Below are 22,258 nucleotides of genomic sequence, written 5' to 3' on the forward strand. Positions count from 1 at the left end.
CTATCCCCTCAGCCCAGCCAACGCCCAACCAATGGTAAGAATGTTGGTTGCAGGCTGTGGTTGCGTTCTGGGTTTCCTGACGCTGCCTCCATTCCCACAAACTCCAGCGCCCTCAGGGCGCCGTTCGGTGATAAACACCCCACGAGACATCCAGGCACGGGGCGGACAAACTGTGTGTGGCGGCGTAGACTGAGAAATGCTGGGCTCAATGCCGCGCAAAATGGCCCGGTCTCCAGGGGCCCGCTCTCACCTGACTACGTTTCGTGTCAGGCTTTTAGCGCTGAGTGAAGTAAACCAGGGTGGGGTTGAGTGACGATGTCAGAAGATCGGCTGCGCGTTCTGGATGGTATCCGTGGGATCGCAGCCCTGATGGTGCTGGTTTATCATCTGCCGCTGATCGTCACGCCGCAGGCCACCATCCCTGACTGGGCGCTGTTCACCGCCTATGGCGGATCGGGGGTGAAGCTGTTCTTCGTGCTCAGCGCTTTCTCACTCTGCCTCACCATGCCGGCCCATTTATGTTCTGGTGCCCCGCTTTTCAGCTTTTTCACGAAGCGTTTCCTGCGGATCGCTCCGCTTTTCTATCTGGTCACCGTGTATCAATTGCTGTCGATGCAGATCGCACAAGGACAATTGCCACCGTTCGATATTCTGTTGGCTAATTTTACCCTGCTATTCAATCTGTACCCGAAAGCAGCGGACTGCCTGATTTTCGCGGGATGGACGATTGGGGTCGAGGTCCTGTTTTACTTGATGTTCCCTGCGCTGTATCGAAGCGCTGACACGCTCGGCAAACGTGCAGCTTTGTTTATCGGCAGCTTCGCTGCCTTTCCGATCTTCATGGGATTGCTGAGCTATCTGCCGGTGGACTCGGCGGTGGCAGAACGCTACAGCATCCTCACCATTTTTCTTTACCTGCCGGCCTTCGCTGCCGGCATGTTGGTTTTCCCCATTTACCAACGCTATGCCCAGCAGGATGGTGCGCGTGAAATTGGCCTGATCCTGCTGTCTGTCGCGTTCGCCCTCTATGCGTTTCTGGCTTCTGGACGGCTGATTGGCATCCTGCCGCCCGCCCATTGGGAAACCTTCTGTTTTGGATTCTTCGTGCTGGGTGCCGCCTTGCGGGGATTCCCTGCCCTAATTGACCGGCCGTTATCCTTTGTTGGGCGCATCAGCTATTCCGTCTATCTGCTGCATGGACCGATCATCATCATGGCCAACCCGTTGTTTCAATGGATGAATGGATGGGAGGCGCCGCCGACAGTGCGCTTCACGGCGATGCTGGCCACTGCGCTGTGTTTGGTGTTGCCCCTGTCGCTGCTGAGTTTCAACCTGGTCGAGCAACCGTCCATTCATCTGTCGAAGAAGTTGATCAAACACTATACGGCTACGCGGCACACCCGTTGAACCGGGTCAAGAAAGCCAAGGACGAAGACGGACAGCGCGGCCGATGGTCAGACGACATCGGCGAACGCCTTCCTGGCCTTGATGAAGCAGGCATGCCCGGCCCAGGCGACAGCCCACCCCAGTGCCAACGCCTTGGCAAAAGCCACGATATCGAAGGGTGTGCCCGCGAACAGGCAGGCCCGCCACAGTTCAAGCATTGGCGCGAGGGGATTCAGTTCGATAACAGTACGCACGCTTTCCGGGACGGCGGCGGCTGGATAGAAAATCGGGCTTAGGAACATCAGCAATGTCGTGAGAACGGCGATGAACTGCCTGATATCCCTTAGAAAAACCCCCGCAGCAGACAGGAACCAACAGAGTCCCAGAACCAACAGGCAGTGAGGGATCAGAACCAGGGGTGCCAACAGTGCCGTTACCGGTGGAACGCCAAAGACCGGCCCGTAAAACAGCATCAGTATGACCATGTTGATCCCAGCGGACACCAGAGCGCTCGCCACTGTGACAGCAGGCATCACCTCCAGTGGAAAAATCACCGTTTTGATATAGGCGGTGTTTTCCAGAATCAGGCCGGGCGCACGGTTAACGTTGTCGGCCAGGATACCGAAAAAGGTCAGACCGGCGAACAGAAACAGCGCAAATTCGCCGGTATTTTGACTGTTGGCTGTCCACCGTGTTTGAAACACACTGGAGAACACGAATGTGTAAACAGCCAGCATCATGAAAGGTGTCAGCCCAGACCAGACCAGCCCCAGGACTGATCCACGGTAGCGGGATGCCAGTTCACGCCGTGCCAGCCGGCCGATCAGTCGACGATGGCGCCAAAGGGTTATGAGGGGACCGAAAGGACCCAGGCCCGGTGCGGCGGCGGCATTGGTATCGACCATCAGGAACCTCTCACCAGACGGGACAGATGCCCGCATTTCTTCTGAAACGCTCTGGCCCATTCGACCAGCATGACCAGTGCAAACAGCAGGCGGACATTGGGGTTGCCGCGTCCCAATTCGTCCGAAACAAGATGGGCAGCGGCTGTGGGGTGCAAACCCGCACATAAACCGGCCGTGAAATAAGCCTGCGGCCCCCCCCTCTGTGCAAACCATTGGCGTAACCAAGGTTCCATCGGCAGGACGAACCCCTGTTTGGGGCGGTCCAACAGGGCGGGCGGCAGATAAAGGCGGGCGACGCGGCGCAAGGCACGTTTGGATACGCCCCCCAAGCGCCGCTCATGCGCTGGCAAGTTAAGCCCCATTTCGACCAGTTCAGGGGCCAGGAAGGGGGCGCGTCCTTCCAGCCCATGCGCCATGGTCATTCGGTCCAGTTTCACCAGAAGATCATCGGGCAACCAGGTGGCGATCTCTGCCGCTGTGGCCCGTTGCAACGGGTCCTTGGCAAGGGCCAACCAATCCCGCAGGTCTATTTCCCATCCATCGGGTTGGACGCCGGTCCGGCCGGTCAGATAATGGCGCGTGGCCGCGCTGCTCAACAACGGGAATCCAGAAGGCGTAGCCAACGTCACTTCATCCAGCAACGGCGCGACCGCAGGCAAGGTAGCTGGCGTGATCCGATTTCGCAGGCGCTGCGACCAGCCAGGGACAGTTTGCGGGGAAACAGACGCGTAATAGCCATAACCGGCAAACACCTCGTCTGCGCCCTCGCCGGACAGAACCACGGTGACGTGACGGCGCGCCTCGCGTGACAGCCAATAGACGGGCAGCAACGCCTGATCGCCCAAAGGTACATCCAGCGCAGCCGCGACTTCCGGCACCAAAGTCAGGAAATGGTCGTTATCGAAGGTGAAGGCATGGTGAGTCGTTCCCGCTGCCCGTGCCAAGGCCGCCGCATGCGCGCTTTCATCCACCAAAGGATCGCCAAAGCCCATGGAGAAAGTGTCAATGCGCGGTCTCTGCCGGGCGGCGATCGCTGCAACAAGCGAACTATCCAGTCCACCGGACAGGAACACGCCCACCGGCACATCGGCAATCAACCGGGAACTCACAGCCCTTTCCAGCGCCCCCGCCAGGGTACGATCATCCACCGGGGCGGTGCGCCGCAATGGGGGCCGGTAATACCGCGCGCGCCTGACCGACAGATCCGCCAGACGGACGACCAGTCTTTCGCCGGGCAACAACTGCTGCACTCCCCGCAGGAAGCATTGGTCACCCGGCACATGGTGCAAGGCCAGATAGCGATCCACGGCCAGCGGGTCGGGCTCCCCCGTCACCCAGGGCAGTGCGGCGACGGCAAGCATGGTCGACCCGTAACCGAACCCCGAATCTGCGGCTGCGAAGAATAATGGCTTTTCTCCGAACCGATCACGCGCCAGATGCAATTCGCCACGTGTCCGGTCGAGAATGGCAATGGCGAACATGCCATCCAGCCGTGCCAGCAATCCTTCTATGGACCAATGGCAAAAGCCGTGGGCCAGAACCTCAGTGTCACTCGCCGTCACGAACTGATAACCGGCGGCTTCCAGCTCCCGCCGCAATGATCGGTGATTGTAGATTTCGCCATTCTGGAAGGCGACGACCTGTCCGTGGGCCCCAAAGAGTGGTTGGCCCCCCTGGGGCAGGTCAATGACTGAAAGACGCCGCATGCCCATATGAATGGGGCCGTCATGATAGATACCCGCACCATCCGGCCCCCGCGTCACCATGCTGTCCAGCAGATGCACAAGAGCCTGGGGCCCCAATTCCGCATTGATGAAACCGGCGATGCCGCACATGCCGGTCAGCCCCCGGCCTGAAACAGCTCACCGCGACTATACCGTGCCTCCCGATAAAGGTCGGCATAGCAGGCCAGCATTTGGTCGAACGTAATGAGGCTTTCGAAGACGGGCAGGCTGTTGGCCGCCAACCGGGTCCGCAAGGCACCGTCGCAGAGAATTTGCGAAAGGATCGCCGCCAGACCGGCTTCGTCGGCAGGGTTGTAAAAAAGCCCGTTCACACCCTCGCGGACCTGTTCGCGGATGCCAAAAACCGGTGTGGTCACGATCGGCAAACCAAGGCTCATGGCTTCCAGCACCACCCGTGGATAGCTCTCCACCCGCGAACAGCACAGCGCCACATCGGCCGCGGCCAGATAGGTCGGGACGACATCGCCCTCTGGTACAATCGTCACCCGTGCCGCCCGTACAGGGTCCAGCGCCGCTACGCTCGCATGCAGAGCATCCGAATAGGGACCTAGCCGATCGCCGACAATGAACAGACGCAAGTGCGGGATGAGAGCCTGATCCAACAAGGCAAGGCAGCGGACGGCGTCCAGTTGCCCCTTGCGCTCACAGACCGTACCGACCAACACAAGGGCTACCTCGTCCGGGGCCAGGTCCAGACTGCTTCGCGCCTGTGTTCGGCCGATTGCCTCAACATGGTGCCGCAGCCGCTGCGTATCCAGACCGTTATGAATGACCGTGAAATTGTGCACCCTTTCCATGGGTGCCCAGCCAACGCGGGTGGCGTGGGATACGAATACCACGCGGTATGGGACGGCAAAGGCGGCCACCGCCTCAGAGCGCAGGCCAGGGACAAGAAAGTCGAAATAATTCTGCCATGGTTCGCTCTCCCGTATATTCCACAGGCAGGGGATATTTGCGGCCTCCGCCGCGCGGATCGCCCAGAATGTCTGCGCGGTATTGGCGTGGACCATTTCGGTGCCCCACCCGCGCATCAGTATGACCAGATTTTCCTGTGGCTGGTGATAACGCCATCCTGTCGGCGTGCTTTCCAACTGTGGGCCGGTGATAATGACAGGGATACCGGCCGCTTCATATTTTGCACGCAGCGGCCCGTCCTGCGGGGACAGGACCATCGGCTCCGTGATCCCGCGTTGCTTCAGGCCGATGGTCAGTTCCAGCAGGCTGAGGGGGGCTCCCTCATGGTTCAGGTTATGACTGACCGCGCAGGTGCGGACCGGACGTTCCGGCCGTAACGGTAGATGATAGGGACGGACGCTAAAACTGCCGTCATCGCGGGTCAGGTTGAGATTGTACCAGGGGTCGGCGCGGTTCAGATAGCGGGCACGGAAGTCCCGCACTTCAGACGGATTGTCGCTATAGCCCCGGCTTTTGCCTTCGAAATGGAACAACTCGGCCTGTGGGCAATACACACACCGCCATCCCTGATCAACCAGCCGGTAGCAATAATCGACATCATTATAGGCCACGGCAAAATGATCACCGTCGAAGCCACCAACCTGCACAAACAAGTCACGCGGTGTCAGCAAGCAGGCTGCCGTTACGGCCGAATACTCCCGCGCCACCATGCCATAGGCCAGATAGCCATGGTCCCAGGCCGGGGCGTGGCGCAGGGCGTGCCCGGCCATGCCATCCAGAAGACCATGGATCACGCCTGCATGTTGAACCGTCTCGTCACCGAACAGCAGCCGCGCACCGACAGCGCCCACCCCCTTCAGACGTGCATAGCCCATCATCTGGCTGAGCCAGCGCGGATCGCGCAGCTTGGTGTCATTGTTCAGGAACAGCAGATAATCCGCATCGACCTGTCGGGCCGCCTCATTGTTCAAATGGGCGTAGCTGAACCGGCCTGGGGGCGGGTTGGCGATGCGTAAGACACGATAGGGCAGGGCGGAGAGGTATGCCAGTGTTGCTGGATCGTCGCTGCAATTGTCTGCAATGACGATCTCCGCATTGCGATAGGATGTCAGGGCCAGCGATTCAACGCAGGGGCGCAGCAATTCCAGGTGATTGCGCGTTGCGATGATGATGGCGACGCGTGGCCCATCATCCGGGAAGACGGGTGCAAAGATGCCGACCTTGGCCGCTTGTGCCCAGGCAGGCTGTTCTACCGGGACCAAATGACCGCGCCGTTGGAAGGCCTCTTCCGCAGCGCGACGGCCGGCCTCGAACGCGGCCGGTTTGGCGTCGCCGGATGCCGCCGTTGATCCCGGCAGCACGCGCCAATGGTACAGAACCTTGGGAACATGCAGGACTTTGTCGGTGTATTCGGCCGCCCGAAGCGCGAAATCGTAATCCTGCGATCCCTCGAACCCCGCCCGCATCCCACCCAGATCAGCGAACAACCGGCGCCGCACCACCAGCAGATGCCCCATATACATGTAGGATAACAGCAGCACCGGCGCCCAGCCCGGCTTGAACTGTGGCGCAAAGCGCCGATCGGCTGTGTCGATCTTGTCGTCGTCGCTGTAGGCCATGTCGGTCTCGGGACGGTCTGCCAGCCGAATGGCCATCTCCGCCAGGGCATCGGGTGCGAGCCGATCGTCATGGTCCAGGAACGCCAAATACGCCCCGGTGGCCAGGGCGGCCGCGCGGTTTGTGGCGTGGCTGATCCCGGCATTGCGCTGCCGGACCAGCTTGATGCGCTTGTCGCGTCGCGCCCAACCTTTCAACAGGCGGCGAACCGCCGGGTCGGGGCTACCATCATCAACGATACACAATTCCCAATGGGGATTGATCTGATCAATGACGCTGGCGATGGCGCGTTCCAGCAGGGCCGGTGGCGGGTTAAATACCGGCATGACCACAGAAATTAGCGGCAAGCGATCAGCCCGTTCGGTCAACTGCGCCCGCACAATATCGGCTGCGGTTTCGGTCAGTTGGTTGACCAACAGCCAGGATTGATAACGGGGCTCCGTTGGTGTCCTGTCCCCGGCCAGGGACATCTCGGCTGCGAAGCCTTTGTCCCGGATATCGGCGGCAAGTGCCCGCAGGCCTGACCGTCGAACTACCGACACCATCTCCGGTAGTCGTGCCGGCTGATTGCGCAGAAGGCTTATGCCAGCTTCCAGCAGGTTCAGCCGATGTCGAACGAGGGCGGGCAAATGCCGTAGCTTCTGTGAGATACGGCGCAACGGCTCTGTCAAACGCCAGGACGTGGACCCCCGAAGAGCATGAATTAAATCCATTCGTTCCGACAGAAGCTCTTCCTGCTGTCGGATTTGACCTTTCAGTTGCTCGATTTGATCACAAAGTGCCCGGTTCGCCAAAGTCAATGATGTGAATTCAGCAGATAAGCCCGCAGTTTCTTTAGCGTCGATACCGATGCGAACTTTCAGGGCCGTATTTTCAACAGTGAGCGTATCGACTTCTTTAGCCAGATGATCCGCCTTCGCCTGCCAATGCGGCGCCATCACCCGCCCCCTCAGGTCGGTACCCAACCGGGCGAAGAACTGACGGACGGTGTTCAATCCAGCGTCGCCAGCCGACGCGAGGCTCAGTAGCTTTGCGAGGTCGCCCGGAGGCGGCAAATCGCCGACATAGGCGACACCCAGACCATTGGAATGGAGGAAAGCGAAGCTGGGGTAGCGGGCCGCCACCTCTTCCCAGAACCGCCAAACACCGAAATCATCCTGCCTGACATTGACGTCATGGAACAGGATGACGCCACGCCGGCTCACCTTCGGGAGCCAGGTTTCGAAATCATGCCGAACCGCATCATATGTATGCAGGCCGTCAATATGCAGAATATCAATTGATCCGCTATCGAAATGATTTAGCGCATCATCAAAACGCATGCGCAGCAGGCGGGAAAAATGCCCATAGCGCGGATCATGGTAAGCCTCCAACTCGCGGAACACCTCTTCCCCGTAAAGGCCGGCGTGGGGGTCGCCTTCCCAGGTGTCTACGGCATAGGTCCGCGTCGGCAGGCCTATCGTATCTATTGCCTGTGCAAAGGCGCAGAAGGAGTTACCCGTGTGGGTTCCCAGTTCAACGAGCAGATCGGGGCGGCAGGCCGACACCAACCAAAATGCGAATGGAATATGCCCCGTCCACGGAGGCGGGAAAACCAAGCGTTGCGGTTCTGCAAAAACAATCCGGCGGGCCAGGAAGTCAATCTCCCCCAGATCATTGCGCCCAGAATCGTCGGACCGGGTCATGGATACGTCCTGCCGTTATCGGCGGGGCATTCCTGGTATGGCGGGCGCATCAAGGTCAGCGGTTCCACTCTGCAACGGGGTGGGGTTGGTACAGAAACACTTTTATATCATGCGGTTTTTGCGCGGGGAAAGGATAGCGCGCTGTCCCCCGAGCCTCGACGAGCCACTGGCCGAAACTGTAGAACTGCGCTATCGAGGCCCGGCTGAAAACTGGGAGAGTGCGGCGATGCCCGTGGATGCATCCGGGGATCGGTACCTGACATTGCTGATGCAGGTGCTGACCGACTACGTGAATATCAGTGTCCATGACGGCAGTGAGTTTGTCCGTCCTGAATATGCCGGACTTGATCTGAACGATCTGGCGGTGCGTCGAGCAATACGGGCGGAGGGTGGGGACTGGCCGCAGCGTGCCTATTCCATGTCCGGCCTGAAGCGGCTTGCGAATATGCGTTATTGCATCGAGGCGGTGGTGGCCGATGGGGTGCCGGGTGATGTGGTCGAAACCGGTGTCTGGCGCGGCGGTGCCTGCATTTTTTCCAAGGCCGTGCTGGATGTGTTGGGCGCGCAAGACCGCTGGGTCTGGCTTGCCGACAGTTTCCAGGGATTGCCCCCGCCCGATTTCGAACGCTATCCGGGGGAGTTCGCCGCCGACCTCAGCACGATTGATTACCTGAAGGCAGGTCGCCGCGTGGTGGAAGAGAATTTCCGCCGGTTCGGTCTGCTGGACGGAAGGGTGCGCTTCATCGAGGGTTGGTTCCGCGACACGCTGCCGACGGCCCCTGTCCGGTCCATCGCTGTGCTCCGGCTGGATGGTGACCTTTATGAAAGTACCATTGTGGCCCTGGACTCCCTTTATGATCGGGTACCGCCTGGCGGGTTCATCGTTATCGATGATTTTGGGGCGGTGCCTGCCTGTGCCGATGCCGTCCGTGATTTCCGGCAGCGCCGGGGGATTACAGACCCGATCGTGGAGATCGACTGGACCGGCGTTTATTGGCGCAAGGGTTCAGCCTGACCGATTTCCAGGCTGACTTGGTCCATGGGTACAGCCACCAGTCCGCGGAAGGAACGGCCTGTCGTGACACGGAAAAACAGCGCGTCATGCAGCCAATGGTGCTGCACATGCGCTGTCTCTGTGCCCTCGGCGATGGCGACGGACATGGCGTAGTCGCCTTCGGCCAGATGCGGCAAGGTGAAGTGGAAACGGGCCGTAAGAATCTCTCCCGGCTCGGCCATGCGCGGCAGCAGGGAATGAGTGCTGAAGCTGTTATCGACGAAAATGATCTGTCCCAGCCGGTCCTTGACCAGAAAGCCAATAATCGGTTGCGCCATGGGCTGATGGACCTGGGCGGTGATCGTCAGGACCACATTCTCGCCCCCCCGCATGGTGACATTGCCGCTATCGACGTCGGTCAACGTGGCGTTCAGGATGCGGGCACCCTCCAGCCCGAACCAAGGGGCATCGGGATCGAAATCGAAAACCTGGACTTGGCTGGCTAAAGGCGGCGGGGGCGGCGCGGAAACAGTTGCCGGGGGAGTTGCACGACGACCGCCAATACGCAGCCGATCCCCGTCGCTCTCGCCATAGACCGACGCCATGTAGGCTTCCAGCACTTCCTTGGGTTGGCCAACCTGACGAACCGTTCCGCAATCCAGCCAGACAATGCGGTCGCACAGGCGTGCCATTGAACCCGCATCGTGGCTGACGAAAAGGATGGTGCCTCGCTTCTTGAAGCCTTCGATGAAGCGCATGCATTTCTGGTTGAAGGCCGCATCACCAACAGACAGGATTTCGTCGATGATGAGAATATCGGCATCGACATGGGCCGCCACGGCAAAGGCTAGACGCGCATACATGCCGCTGGAATAAAGCTTCACCGGCTGTTCCAGGAAGTCACCGATCCCGGCGAAATCGGCGATGGTGTCAAAACGTTCTGCGATCTGACGGTCGGTAAGGCCAAGCACGGCAGCCGCCAGATGTACATTCTCCCGGCCGGTGAATTCTGGATTGAACCCCGCCCCCAATTCAAGCAAGGCGGCTACTCGACCCCGAACCGCTACTTTCCCCAATGTGGGCTCTACCGTGCCCGTGATGACCTTTAGCAGGGTCGATTTGCCAGCGCCATTTCGGCCCAGGATGCCCACAGTCTGGCCGCGCGGTACATCGAAACTGACATCACGCAAGGCCCAGTAATCGGTGTGGAACCGCCGCCAAGGCAGAAGCATCTGTTTCAGTCGGTCGGCCGGGGAACGATAGATGGCATAGCATTTCCCCAGTCCCTCCACCCGAACAGTCACCTCTTCTGCAATGTCCTTCTCGTCACTCTGATCGGACAAGGTCCATTCTCCATGCCATGCAGTCACCTCATCTGTGTGGGGCGGATGGCCCTGGTTGTCGCGTTCTGCTGGACCGGCGTCAAGGGGCCGCGATCCTGCCGCTGGCATGGTGTGGAAGCGGTTGCATCATCGCGTTGTCTGGCCGGTCTGGCTGATGGTCTCACGCGGTGAAGGCAGCCGCATGATGATCGGATCTTGCGCGATCTCAGCCCTCCCTGAGGGGACAGAAGCGATTGATTGCGTATTGGAGAGGTACTTGGTCTGCTCTTCTGACCTATCACCCGGTCTCAGACCCGGTAGGAGGCCTGCGGGCACCAGAGGGATCTGCGTCTAAAAAGTTCCATAAATCAGTGTGATAATTGCACTTTATCGTCGGCTGGGCCCAATATTCGCCTTTAATGAAGCCCCGTAGCTTCAAAAGGCTATAGGGCTTCTCATTGCGCCAAAACCAACATCATCTCCAGAATAAACCACCAATCAGAACTCACACAAATCCGTAACCACCACCCCCAGGCGTCTCAATTACAAATAAATCCAATGGCAAAAGCTCGGCGCGTGTCACGCCCGGCAGCGGGGTGACACGGCCGTCGGCATGCTCAACCCGTTGCTGTCCGCAGGCGCCAGGCTCACCACCCCTGAGGCCAAATGGTGGAACCGTGCGGCGGGACCCGACAAAGGTCACCGTCATCGGTTCTAAGGCTCGCACCGCTCGCACCGCGCCATCGCCGCCGTGCCACTGCCCAGCCCCACCCGACCCGCGGCGGATGGCAAATTGCTCCAGCCGGACCGGGTAGCGCAGTTCCAGCACTTCCGGATCCGTGATGCGTGTGTTGGTCATGTGGGTATGCACGGCACTGGCCCCATGAAAACCCGGACCGCCACCAGCGCCGCCACAGATCGTCTCGTAATACTGGAATCGGTCAGCGCCAAACAGGAAGTTGTTCATGGTGCCCTGCGCACTGGCTGTCACGCCGAGGGCGCCCAGCAGGGCAGTGCAGACGGCTTGGCTGATCTCGGTGTTGCCGGCCACAACGGCCTTGCCTGGCGATGGGGAGAGGAAACAACCCATGGGCAGGATGATCTCCAACGGATTCAGACACCCTTCGTTGAGGGGTAGGTCGTCTCCAATCAGGCAGCGGAAGGCATAGAGAACCGTAGCGCGGGTAACGGCCGGCGGGGCGTTGAAGTTGCCATCATGCTCCGGTGCCGTGCCGGTGAAATCGATCACCGCTTGCCGCTTTGTGCGGTCCACGCGGATCGCCACCTTCAGGGCCGCACCATTATCCATCTCGTAATCAAAATGCCCGTCGCCAATCCGGTCCAGAACCCGCCGGATGCTTTCTTCGGCATTGGCCATGACATGGCCCATATAGGCGCGAACCCCGGACCAGCCATAGCGGTCGACCAGGGCCGATAACTCGCGGACCCCAGCCTCATTGGCGGCCAGTTGTGCCTTGATGTCGGCAACATTCACATCCGGGCTGCGCGCCGGCCAGGGAGACGAAGCCAGCAACGCCCGAAAGGCCTGTTCGCGGAACTCTCCATTGGCAACCAGCAGGAAATCATCGATCACGACCCCTTCTTCCTCCAGGTTGCGGGAATTGGGGGGCATGGAGCCGGGAGTGACCCCGCCGATATCGGCATGATGCCCCCGATTGGCCACAAAGAAGCGCAGGTCCTTGCCATCTGGCCCAAAGACCGGGGTCACCACGGTGATGTCCGGCAGGTGGGTGCCGCCATTGAACGGGTTGTTCAGGACAACGGCGTCGCCAGGGCGCAGATGATCCCCACGGCTGCGGATGATTGTGCGGACACTTTCACCCATTGCGCCGAGATGCACCGGGACATGCGGGGCGTTAGCAATCAGGTTGCCGGCCGCGTCGAACAGGGCGCAGGAGAAATCCAGCCGCTCCTTGATATTGACACTGGTGGAGGTGTTGCGCAGGACAGCGCCCATCTGCTCAGCCACGGCCATGAAGCGGTTGTTGAACAGTTCCAGCAACGCAGGGTCGGGCTTCTCCCCGGTGACGGTGGCGCGGGTCAGCGGCACGATACGGGTGAGCAGCAATTCCCCACCGGCCAGGACCTCCGCCTGCCAGCCCGGTTCCACAACGGTCGTCGCGATAGCTTCCCGGATTAGAGCGGGACCCGTCACGCGGCTGCCGACAGGTAGAGCCTCGCGATCAAAAACCGGGGTCGCATGCAGGGCACCCCCACTCCACATCTCCACCCCGTCGATTGGTGTCAAAGCACCGCTGTTTAGGGGTGCCAGGGGGCGGACCTTCTCCCCCGGCCTCACGGCCTCAGCTACCAGACTTTCCACGATGAGGGCCCGATCTGGTGTGGCAAAGCCAAAGCGACGGATATGTGCCTGGGTAAAGGCGCTCCGCATGGCCGTCGCATCACCAAACGGTACCTGCAGGGCCGTATCGGTTCCCTGATAACGTAGATTGGCGCTGACCGAGGCGTTGACGGTGATGGCATCCGCCCCCCCCGTCAGGGCGGCAATTGCGTCGGCAGTCAGCGCCTCGGCCAAACAAGTTAGGTCAGCGGCACTGGTCAGGGGACGCTCCACCGCCTGCTGCCGCGTGGCTGTCTGGTCTGCCAACCCCATACCATAGGCCGATAGCACGCCGGCGAACGGGTGGATCAGGACACGTCCCATGCCCATCTCATCCGCGACCAAACAAGCATGCTGACCACCGGCGCCCCCGAAACATTGCAGGGTGAATTCGGCGGCATCCTCACCCCGTTCCAACGCCGTGCGTTTGATGGCAGCGGCCATGTTGGCGACCGCAATGCTTAGGAAACTCTCAGCCACCTGGTGCGGACTGCGCCCATCACCAATCCGGACCGCAAGTTCCGCGAACTTTTCGGCGACAATCGCTTCATCCAGCGGCAGGTCGCCTTTGGGGCCGAAAATGGCCGGGAAATGCCGAGGCACAATCTTGCCGCACATGACATTGGCATCGGTGACCGTCAGCGGACCGCCCCGGCGGTAACAGGCGGGACCGGGATTGGCACCAGCGCTGTCGGGGCCGACGCGGAAGCGTGACCCGTCGAAATGCAGGATGGACCCGCCGCCTGCGGCCACCGTTTCGATGGCCATCATCGGCACGCGCATTTCCACGCCGGCCACCTCCGTATCGAATGTCCGCTCAAAAGATCCGGCATAAAGCGCCACGTCGGTAGAGGTGCCGCCCATGTCGAAGGCGATGATACGGACCTCTCCCGCTGCTTCCGCTGTACGGGCTGCCCCGACCACACCGCCGGCAGGACCCGACAGAATGGCATCCTTGCCCTGGAAATCCTGGGCCAGCGCCAATCCGCCATTCGACTGCATGAAATAGAGCTTCGTTTCGCCCAACTCGCTGGCTACCCGGTCGACATACCGGCGCAGGATCGGCGACAGATAGGCATCCACCACCGTGGTACGCCCCCGGGATACCAGACCGACCAGCGGACTGACTGCATGACTGGGAGAGACCTGGGCAAAGCCGGCTTCCCGCGCGAGTTCGGCCAAGCGTCGCTCCGTGGCAGGATATTTCCAAGCATGGACCAGCGCGATGGCCACGGCCTCGAACCCTTCCGCCCGCCGGCGAACGAGCAGGGTGCGGATGGCGGCCTCGTCCAAGGTCTCCAAGGCGTTGCCATCGACATCAACACGGCCACCCACCTCCTCCACGGCCTCATAGAGCGGGGTGGGCAGGCGGATATCCAGGTCGAACAGGCGCGGACGTGTCTGGTGACCAATCACCAGCAGGTCGGCGAACCCCCGGTTGATCAGCAGCAAGGTTCGGGCGCCCTTGCGTTCCAGCAAGGCATTGGTGGCGACAGTCGTGCCCATCTTCACCTGATCAATGATCTCGGCGGGCAGCGGCGCGTCCAGTGGCAGGCCAAGGGCCGTACGGATGCCCGCAGTGGCCGCATCGCTGTAGCGTTCCGGGTTCTCGCTCAACAGTTTGGCTGTGGTCAGCGTGCCGTCTGGACGGCGCGCGACAACATCGGTGAACGTGCCGCCCCGGTCGATCCAGAATTGCCAGCCGCTCATCACACATCCTCCCGGTGGGCGGCAACCGCCAGCAGCACGAAGCTGGCCAGCCAGTGCTGCCCCATGTAATCCTCAGCAATGTGGGGAAGGGCTGCGGACACGTGCCGTTCAGCCGCCGCCAGCGCCTGTATGCGGCGCGGGTCGTCCTGGGAAAGGCTTGTTGCCAGACTGCGCAGGCACCATGCACGCGACAGGCTTAACCCATCCAGATGGGCGATCTTGCCATCACTGCGGTCGGTGACCAGCGGGGGTTGCAGCAACACCGTCGGTAACCCGTCTGGCAGATAGGCGTCAAACCATCGAGCAAACTGGTCGGCCGGCAGTACCCGGCGCATCAGTTCGCCCACCTGCAAGGTCGGCGACAGGAATTCATCCTGCGACGGTTCCCAGACCTGTGCGCCGATATCCTGGCTGTGCCAGGACAGGGCCTTGCTCCGACAAAGGGTGGCCAGGTCGGTATCCCCGACCAGATCCGCATATTCGAGGGCAAAGCGCAGGGCCAAGCCTGTGTTCATATGGGTGCCGACCCGCACCGGATAGGGTGATTTGGGCAGGAAGCGTTTGAACCTTTCGGCGAAGGCGTCAGCCAATGGGTGCAGGGTGGCCGACCAACGTCGTCCCTCGTCACTGTCATGACGGTGCAGTTCAGCCGCCAGCATCAGCAGCCAGCCCCAGCCATAGGGCCGTTCAAATCCAGCACTTTCCGGGCGGTTCAGGTAGGCGAGTTCTCCGGCGACCCCTGCCTGTGTCAGCATCCGGTCCGCGAGATCGCGGATGGCAAGCGCTTCCGGCATATTCGGAAACAGCCGGTATAGCGTCAACAGGGTCCACCAACCATGGACACAGGAATGCCAGTCAAAACTCCCGAAAAAGATTGGATGCAGATCTCGTGGTGACTGCACGTCACCTGCACCACCCATCACATGGTCCAGCTTGTTGGGATATTCCTGTGTCACATGGTCCAATGGGGCGGCGGCCAGATGGCTGGCCAGGGCGGGGGACAGGATCGTGCTGCTCATCGATGACCTCAGAACGCCAGGAAATACATCAGCAGGATATTGGCGATCAGGATCACCAAAGCACTTGGAGCCTGGGCCCGGATCACACCGTTGAAGGCACGGTCCCGGTCGGGCAGGCCCAGAAGATTGGCCGGGACAACGTTGAAGTTAGCGGCCATTGGCGTCATCAGTGTACCGCAGAAACCGGCCAGCATGCCGATCGCACAGACAATAGCAGGGTCTCCGCCGAACTGATGGATAAGGATGGGCAGCGCAATGGCTGCGGTCATTACCGGGAAGGCCGCGAAGGCATTGCCCATGATGATGGTGAACAGGGCCATGCCCAGACAATAGACGGTGACAGCGATGAATCTGGTGTCCAGTGCGAAGGCACTGCTGACCAGGTCACCAACCACATTGCCGACATTGGACGCCAGAAACACAGCCCCCAATGCCGCAAGCATCTGTGGCATCAGGGCGGCCCAGCCGATCCCTTCCATCAGGCGGCGCCCCTCGCGCACCGGGGCTAGAGCCGGCGGGCGTAGCCACAGCATACACCCCACCAGGGTCAGTAGGCAGCCCAGACCCAATACGATCAAGGTTGTCTGCCGGGTACTGATCAGCAGTTTTCCCATCTCCGTATGCTGGGCAGCCAGCGTTCCCACAACGGTCAGCAACGGCACCGCGACAGCCAGTACAGCCAGCTTGTAGCCTGGTGCCGCTGCTTCCGCACTGGACAAAGCGGGAAGTCGGCTGGCACCCGGACCACCGACGGCGACGATGGTAACCAGGGCCAGGACCAGCAGCCCGTTGCCCAGCCCGCCCAGCAGGCCACCAAACAGCATCGACACCGCCAGAAGTCCCCAGAACAGGCCTCCCAACAGGCGTTTGGGATGTGCAGGGTCACGCAGGGTCAGCAGGCTGAACCCGAGGAACATGACACCCAGCAGCAGATAGGCATGGTCGACCGTGATCATGGCTCGGTCCCCTCCCGGCGCCCCGGGTTGCTGGCCTGCTGGCGCAGTGCCCGGTCAAACAGCATCAATCGTGCACCGTGCACTAAAAAGGCTACGATGGCCGTGGGGATGGCCCAAAGCGAAACATGCAGCGCGTCGACATGAATGCCTGCCTGTTCCATGAAACCTACAATCAATACAATGGACCCGATGGCGATGAAGATATCCTCGCCAAAGAACAGGCCGATATTGTCGGTTGCGGCTGTCATGCTCCGAATACGAAACCGGGCATTGTCCGGGATCGGACCTAATTGTGCCTCTGCCGCCCCTTCCGCCATGGGGGCGATCAGGGGACGCACCATCTGTGGGTGTCCGCCCAGTGAGGTAAGGCCCAGAGCCGACGTTCCTTGCCGCACCGCCAGGTAGCTGAGCAGCAGGCGGCCGGGCGTGGCAGCCCCTGACCGGGTGATCAACGTCTTGGCCTTTTCCTGCAAGCCGGCGCGTTCCAGCAGCCCGATCAAGGGCAGGATCAGCCAGGTGATGTGGAAGTAGCGGTTGTCGTTGAAGGCTGTCCCGAAGCGGGCCAATGTGTCCAGGGCTGCCTTCGGCAAGTCTGCCACCGGCAAACCAGAGGAAAGTGCCGCCGCGACGCCCGTTGCTACCGCCCCCACCAGGATGGTCGGCAGTGGATTGGCGCGCAGCGCAAAACCAGCCACCACGATCAAGATGCCCACCAGCACCAGCATTGGCGTTCCCCAACGGCTTGGGATATGATTTCTCGATAAGATGCTAACAATTTATCGATATCATATCAATGAGGGCCATCATGAGTGAGCAACCTAAAACGCCGATCGTGTCCTCTGCCCATTTGGCGCAGGGTGGGTCGCCCGCTTTATCGGAACTAGAATTCAGTCTTACCCTGGCCGCGTCAGCCTTTCAGCGTTGGATTGTGCGCTGTGCGGCTGTCGCCGGCGCGCAATTGACGCCGCTGGAGGTGCTGATCCTTCATACGGTCCGTCACCGCGGTCGGCCCAAGCGTTTTGTCGATATCATGCTGGTCCTGCATATTGAGGACGCGCATCTGGCCAACTACGCGTTGCGCAAGCTGCAGGGGGCTGGCCTTGTGCGCACCAAACGCGTCGGCAAGGAAAAGCTTGTCGAGGTCACAGAAGCTGGTGTGACTTTCTGCGAGACCTATAAACAGGTGCGCGAGCAGCTCTTGGTTGACAGTTTGCAGGCCTGCGGCATCAGTGAAGAAGCATTGTCTCAATCTGCTGCCCGGCTTCGGGCGCTATCAGGCATCTATGGTGAAGCGGCACGCGCCGCCGCTACCTTGTGATCGGATCACTGGCGTTGATGGCTTCGGGGCGGGGATTGGTCCAGTGCTACCTTCGCGATCCTCCCAGATTGTCAGCCTAGGGTGAGGTGGCGACAGAACCGACTTGGCAGAGTGGAACATTGAGCGGTCACGGCGAACGGTGCCGTCATGCCCCCGCTGCATTTACCGCCACGCGCCGCTTGGACGGGACGCCCGTCATCGCACGTTATACCGTCAGCACTACCGTTGCCGACAACGAGAGACGGGTCGTTGAAGGCGTGAGGAAGGTTCCTTGTCACTCTGAGTTCCAGGCTGATCGAGTTTGGCCCCATTCGTCGAGATGTCGCCGGTTGGGTCTTCAAAACTATTCTCGATGGTAAACTGGCAACCGGTCAGAGCCCGTAACCGCTCGTCGGCGCGGGCGGGCTGCTTTTTTGAACATACTATAGCCTCCTCCGAAATCAGATTGTATCTGAGTAAGACATGTTGATTTCGGCGCGAGCTTTGACCGGTCGTGTCGGTTGTGCCATCGGCTTGGCGGATGTCGGCCAACCGGCGGAACAGTGATCCAGAACAGCAGCCGGATGCCGTGAACGGGTCTTCGTCACTGCTACCAAAACTGTGGGGGCGGGGCTGAACCGGGACGGCCACTGGTTCTCGCCCCTTCGACTGGGCTGTTAGAATCGATATGTCAACCCAACCAAAAGGTCGATTGTGCTGTATCCTGCAACCAAGTTTTGTCCACCGGACTTAGACTTCAGCGACGGTGTGCCCATGTCAAGGTACCGTAACTCTGCGGTGAGAGACCAGTCCTTGGCAAAGGCCCAGTCCGCACCGGCCCTGACCTGCCAAAGAATATCGCCCGATGCCTCATACTCCTGATTGCTGATGCCAGCGGCGAGGTCGAAGTCAACTTCCTCCACGGTGCCGAGTCCGACTCCTATAAAGGGGCGGCAGGTACCCATCGCACCGGTATACCAACCATCGAAGGTGTAGAGGGCGTGGGCCGTTACAGTTGCGGAGGCGTAATCGCCAACTGTACCTAGTATAGGATTGTCAAACTTGGCAAGATCAGCCGTGCGATACATGAACTCCAACTCCATTGCGAGGTTCGATGTAAACGCGTAGCCAACCGCTGCGCCCGTCGCGAATCCGCTGTCAAAGTCGGCGCCGACGGGTGCCATAGCACCGCGTCGTGCCGTATCAGGTTGCATTACCGATAGCCCGCCGAGAGCCTTTATGTATGCGCCCTCTGCCGTGGCTTTGCTGGGCGCAGAAAGAAACATGGCGGGAATAATCATGAACCGCAGGAACAAGGGGATACGCAACATCATGAGGTCCTTCTGAAAACGTGCAGATGGACAGTAGTTTAGTCTGGACGTTGGGGGTGCGCTGGCCATCGCGCCAAGATTTGCACGAACAGCCATAGCATCTGCATGGATCGACATCAGATGGCCGCCAAGACCAGCAATCATTGGTCGGGATCACTCCAGAAGTCCGCGTAAGGCTGCCCGGAGTGCTGGACGATAAGGGCGACTGACAGGGAATCGCAGCGAACCCGGCATTACGCAGATCAGTCGCTCGCCCTCTTTTTCCAAGGCAACAACCTGTTTCAGTGCCACCCAGTGGGACCGGTGGATTTGCATCCCGGCGATGTCAGTGCCGTCCATTTCGATCACAGCCTGCCCGAAGCTGTAGAGGATCAGTGCCTCACCAAGCGTGGTGTGCACCCGCAGGTAATGAAGCTCTGCGGACAGAGCCACGATGGTACGACCCAAACGAGGTGGAACCCGGTCAAGAAAACCATCTAGGATTGCAGCGGAGAGCGTTGACGCAGGTTCGGATATAGGGACCAAGGCTGCGTGGTCCTCTTGTGTGGTCGTTGCCGCAAGCTTTCCGGACTCCATCAGCTTTGGGGCATTGAGCAGAAACCAGCTACCAATGAAGGGGACCAAAAAACCAGCGAACTCCTCCCCCAGCATCCCAAGAACACCAACACTACCGTCGACCGGGTCTGCGTCCAGGTCGGGGAATAGCTGGTCGAGCCCCAATGCGATTGGCGTAAAGGCAAGAGCCCCCATGATCCCTGCTGCCGCAATGCTTACCCACGCCGGTTTTCTCCTGAAGAGGCGTGTGTGTGCCAGGACTGATTGACACAGAATCAGGATCAAAAGGCCTGACCCAATATGGGCGCTCCAGAAGATGATGCGATCTGGAATGTCTCGCCCTTGGGACGGTGACGGATCCAGAGCAGTGAAGATTGAAATCAAGAAGACCATGCCAGTTCCATGGTAACCGACCCAGGATCGCCCCCACTGCTTTATCTGGTCACGCATGCCAACCCCGTGATCATTAGCAATCTGCTGTTTGAAGTTATTCATAGAACGAGCAGCTCAAAGTCAATTGTCGGCGCTTCGCATTGTGTCGTACTGGACGGAGGGGGAGGGATGAGCGGCATAATGCTGATTGTTCCAGCCGAACTCTGGCAAAGGCAAAAACCGCATGACCCGTGATGCCGCTTCTCCCACCCGACGCCAGCTTCTGACCGGAACCGCCTCACTGGCCATGTCAGCGCTGGCGCCCAGTGCCTTGGCTACCGCCGGGGAGGTTACCATCAGGGCTCAGACCTTCCTGGATCACCTGACTGACCGTATTCTGGCCTGGTACCCGGAGAATGCTACGCAACTGGGCATCGACACCGGCCGGCATGCAGGTCTGCGGGCCAAACTGGCTGACCGGTCGCTGGCCGGGATTGAGGTGCAGCGCGGGGTGGTCAAGGAACAATTGGCTGCTGTGAAGGCGCTGGAGCGCAACGGTCTGTCGGCGGAGATGCAGGCCAATCTGGAGGTGGCCCAGGCCACGCTGGAACTGTCGGCCACAGGGCATGGGTTCCGCTTTGGCGATATGGCGCTGCTGAACCAAAGCTATTCTTACCGAAACAGCCCCTATGCCGTGGCCCAGAATATCGGCGCCTTTGTCGAGGTACCGGACTTCCTGACCAGCCAGCATAAGATCGAGGCCCAGGAGGATGCCGACAGCTACCTGTCGCGACTGACCCAATATGCCGTTGTGCTGGATGCGGAAACAGAGCGGCTGCGGGTAGAGGGCGGGCAAGGGGTCACACTGCCGGGCTTCCTGCTGGACAAGGCCATCGGGCAGTTTACCCGTACCACCGCTGCGCCGGTAGCCGAATGGGAGATTGTGAAACATTTCGAGGCAGGCGCCAAACAGGTGGGCCATGCCAGGCCGGGCGAGGCGCTGTCCATCGTCACCGACAAAGTCCTGCCGGCCCTGAAGCGTCAGCAGGCGGTGATGGAGGAACAGCGCCGGACGGCGCGCGGTGAAGCCGGCGTCTGGGCCTTGCCGCAGGGGGCGGATTATTACGCTTGGGCGCTGAGTGCGGCCACCACCACGACCCTGTCGCCGGACGAGGTGCATGCCATGGGGCTGGAGCAACTGAAAATGCTGCAATCGTGCATGGAACCGTTGCTGCGCGCCCAGGGTCTGACCCAGGGAACGGTGGGTGAGCGTATGGCCGCACTGGGCAAGGACCCCCGCTATCTTTGGCCTAACGATGAGAAGGGCCGTGCCGATCTGCTGGCCTATATCAACGGGCTGGTCGATGATATCCGCACCCGTATGCCGCAGGCCTTCACCGTGCTGGTGCCGGGCAGGCTGGTGGTCAAGCGTGTGCCCGTTTCCATCGAGGCCGGGGCCCCCGGCGGCTATGCCAGTGCCGGGTCGATGGATGGCAGCCAGCCGGGTTCCTACTATATCAACCTGCGCGATACCACCATCTGGCCCCGCCATGCCCTGCCGACCCTGTCCTATCATGAGGGCATTCCCGGCCATATCTGGCAGGGGGAATACAGCTACAAGCTGCCCCTGATCCGCACCCTGCTGGCCTATAGCGCCTATACTGAGGGCTGGGCGCTTTATGCCGAGCAGCTGGCGGACGAGTTGGGCGTGTACAAGGAGGACCCGGTTGGACAGCTGGGTTACCTGCAATCCATGGCGTTTCGCGCCTGTCGTCTGGTGGTGGATACCGGCATCCATGCCAAGCGCTGGACCCGTGAACAGGCCATCGACTGGTTTGCCACCAACAACGGCTCCACCCGCACCCAGGTGACGGGGGAGGTGGACCGCTATTGTTCCTGGCCGGGTCAGGCCTGCGCGTACAAGATCGGGCACACGGCCATCAACCGCGTGCGCGACAATTTGAAGGCCAAGCTGGGGGTCAAGTATGATTTCCGCCGCTTCAACGACGCGCTGGTCATGACGGGCAATGTGCCGCTGTCCCGGCTGGAGGCGCTGGTCGAGGGGCGGTTGACGGCATAACCATGCC

At 60.5% G+C, this 22,258-nt stretch carries 14 protein-coding genes; 4 read left to right on the forward strand and 10 right to left on the reverse strand.

Annotated elements, in window-relative coordinates; genetic code table 11:
• The first annotated feature begins 315 nt into the window (after positions 1–315).
• Complete coding sequence (locus tag CHU95_RS02680) at positions 316–1,407, forward strand: acyltransferase family protein (protein ID WP_094453481.1); 1,092 nt, start codon at positions 316–318, stop codon at positions 1,405–1,407.
• A gap of 47 nt (positions 1,408–1,454) precedes the next feature.
• Here the strand turns inward: CHU95_RS02680 and CHU95_RS02685 are convergent, their stop codons facing one another.
• Genes CHU95_RS02685 through CHU95_RS02695 form a run of 3 tightly spaced genes read right to left on the reverse strand, consistent with a single transcriptional unit; the run spans position 1,455 to position 8,253 of the window.
• The gene (locus CHU95_RS02685; protein WP_094453483.1) at positions 1,455–2,291 is read right to left on the reverse strand and encodes an ABC transporter permease; all 837 of its coding nucleotides are present in this window, start codon (positions 2,289–2,291) and stop codon (positions 1,455–1,457) included.
• Positions 2,291–4,126: an asparagine synthase (glutamine-hydrolyzing) gene (gene asnB, locus CHU95_RS02690; protein ID WP_094453485.1), complete on the reverse strand. Its 1,836-nt coding sequence runs from the start codon at positions 4,124–4,126 to the stop codon at positions 2,291–2,293. Before asnB ends, CHU95_RS02685 begins: the two co-directional genes overlap by 1 nt.
• 5 nt (positions 4,127–4,131) lie before the next feature.
• A complete protein-coding gene (locus CHU95_RS02695; RefSeq protein ID WP_094453487.1) occupies positions 4,132–8,253 on the reverse strand; it encodes a glycosyltransferase in 4,122 nt (1,373 codons plus the stop codon).
• Between the two features lie 226 nt (positions 8,254–8,479).
• Between CHU95_RS02695 and CHU95_RS02700 the strand changes: the two genes are divergently transcribed.
• Entirely contained in the window at positions 8,480–9,268 is a 789-nt protein-coding gene (locus tag CHU95_RS02700; RefSeq protein ID WP_094453489.1) for a TylF/MycF/NovP-related O-methyltransferase, read from the forward strand.
• Here CHU95_RS02700 and CHU95_RS02705 read toward each other — a convergent pair.
• From CHU95_RS02705 to CHU95_RS02725, 5 genes are all read right to left on the reverse strand, one after another.
• Entirely contained in the window at positions 9,244–10,590 is a 1,347-nt protein-coding gene (locus tag CHU95_RS02705; protein WP_207762346.1) for an ABC transporter ATP-binding protein, read from the reverse strand. The two genes, CHU95_RS02700 and CHU95_RS02705, sit on opposite strands and share 25 nt — an antisense overlap.
• 484 nt (positions 10,591–11,074) lie before the next feature.
• Positions 11,075–14,641 carry a hydantoinase B/oxoprolinase family protein gene (locus CHU95_RS02710; RefSeq protein ID WP_094453493.1) on the reverse strand — a complete coding sequence of 1,189 codons (3,567 nt, stop codon included), beginning with the start codon at positions 14,639–14,641 and terminating at the stop codon, positions 11,075–11,077.
• Positions 14,641–15,660, reverse strand: coding sequence for a DUF2891 domain-containing protein (locus CHU95_RS02715; RefSeq protein WP_094453495.1), 1,020 nt, complete (start codon positions 15,658–15,660; stop codon positions 14,641–14,643). Before CHU95_RS02715 ends, CHU95_RS02710 begins: the two co-directional genes overlap by 1 nt.
• A gap of 8 nt (positions 15,661–15,668) precedes the next feature.
• The gene (locus CHU95_RS02720) at positions 15,669–16,616 is read right to left on the reverse strand and encodes a 5-oxoproline transporter, DUF979 family subunit (protein ID WP_094453496.1); all 948 of its coding nucleotides are present in this window, start codon (positions 16,614–16,616) and stop codon (positions 15,669–15,671) included.
• Positions 16,613–17,341 carry a DUF969 domain-containing protein gene (locus CHU95_RS02725; protein ID WP_094453498.1) on the reverse strand — a complete coding sequence of 243 codons (729 nt, stop codon included), beginning with the start codon at positions 17,339–17,341 and terminating at the stop codon, positions 16,613–16,615. Before CHU95_RS02725 ends, CHU95_RS02720 begins: the two co-directional genes overlap by 4 nt.
• A gap of 80 nt (positions 17,342–17,421) precedes the next feature.
• On the opposite strand from CHU95_RS02725, the gene CHU95_RS02730 reads away from it, so the two are divergent.
• Positions 17,422–17,934: a winged helix DNA-binding protein gene (locus CHU95_RS02730; RefSeq protein WP_094453500.1), complete on the forward strand. Its 513-nt coding sequence runs from the start codon at positions 17,422–17,424 to the stop codon at positions 17,932–17,934.
• A 656-nt stretch (positions 17,935–18,590) separates the two neighbouring features.
• Here CHU95_RS02730 and CHU95_RS02735 read toward each other — a convergent pair.
• Positions 18,591–19,388 carry an outer membrane beta-barrel protein gene (locus tag CHU95_RS02735; RefSeq protein ID WP_094453502.1) on the reverse strand — a complete coding sequence of 266 codons (798 nt, stop codon included), beginning with the start codon at positions 19,386–19,388 and terminating at the stop codon, positions 18,591–18,593.
• 9 nt (positions 19,389–19,397) lie between these two features.
• On the reverse strand, positions 19,398–20,294 hold the full coding sequence (locus CHU95_RS02740) for a LytTR family DNA-binding domain-containing protein (protein ID WP_094453504.1): 897 nt from the start codon (positions 20,292–20,294) through the stop codon (positions 19,398–19,400).
• 121 nt (positions 20,295–20,415) lie between these two features.
• Between CHU95_RS02740 and CHU95_RS02745 the strand changes: the two genes are divergently transcribed.
• A complete protein-coding gene (locus CHU95_RS02745; RefSeq protein ID WP_094453506.1) occupies positions 20,416–22,251 on the forward strand; it encodes a DUF885 domain-containing protein in 1,836 nt (611 codons plus the stop codon).
• Positions 22,252–22,258: the final 7 nt, after the last annotated feature.

Source organism: Niveispirillum lacus (assembly GCF_002251795.1).
GTDB classification, from domain to species: Bacteria; Pseudomonadota; Alphaproteobacteria; order Azospirillales; family Azospirillaceae; genus Niveispirillum; species Niveispirillum lacus.

What these genes read in the sequence shown, in the direction of transcription:
- CHU95_RS02685 (WP_094453483.1), bottom strand. Translation starts at nt 2,291, where the DNA reads ATGGTCGATACCAATGCCGCCGCCGCACCGGGCCTGGGTCCTTTCGGT.
- CHU95_RS02730 (WP_094453500.1), top strand. Translation starts at nt 17,422, where the DNA reads ATGAGTGAGCAACCTAAAACGCCGATCGTGTCCTCTGCCCATTTGGCG.
- CHU95_RS02740 (WP_094453504.1), bottom strand. Translation starts at nt 20,294, where the DNA reads ATGAATAACTTCAAACAGCAGATTGCTAATGATCACGGGGTTGGCATG.
- CHU95_RS02745 (WP_094453506.1), top strand. Translation starts at nt 20,416, where the DNA reads ATGACCCGTGATGCCGCTTCTCCCACCCGACGCCAGCTTCTGACCGGA.
- CHU95_RS02720 (WP_094453496.1), bottom strand. Translation starts at nt 16,616, where the DNA reads ATGATCACGGTCGACCATGCCTATCTGCTGCTGGGTGTCATGTTCCTC.
- CHU95_RS02735 (WP_094453502.1), bottom strand. Translation starts at nt 19,388, where the DNA reads ATGATTGCTGGTCTTGGCGGCCATCTGATGTCGATCCATGCAGATGCT.
- CHU95_RS02710 (WP_094453493.1), bottom strand. Translation starts at nt 14,641, where the DNA reads ATGAGCGGCTGGCAATTCTGGATCGACCGGGGCGGCACGTTCACCGAT.
- CHU95_RS02700 (WP_094453489.1), top strand. Translation starts at nt 8,480, where the DNA reads ATGCCCGTGGATGCATCCGGGGATCGGTACCTGACATTGCTGATGCAG.
- CHU95_RS02715 (WP_094453495.1), bottom strand. Translation starts at nt 15,660, where the DNA reads ATGAGCAGCACGATCCTGTCCCCCGCCCTGGCCAGCCATCTGGCCGCC.
- CHU95_RS02680 (WP_094453481.1), top strand. Translation starts at nt 316, where the DNA reads ATGTCAGAAGATCGGCTGCGCGTTCTGGATGGTATCCGTGGGATCGCA.
- CHU95_RS02695 (WP_094453487.1), bottom strand. Translation starts at nt 8,253, where the DNA reads ATGACCCGGTCCGACGATTCTGGGCGCAATGATCTGGGGGAGATTGAC.
- CHU95_RS02725 (WP_094453498.1), bottom strand. Translation starts at nt 17,341, where the DNA reads ATGCTGGTGCTGGTGGGCATCTTGATCGTGGTGGCTGGTTTTGCGCTG.
- asnB (WP_094453485.1), bottom strand. Translation starts at nt 4,126, where the DNA reads ATGTGCGGCATCGCCGGTTTCATCAATGCGGAATTGGGGCCCCAGGCT.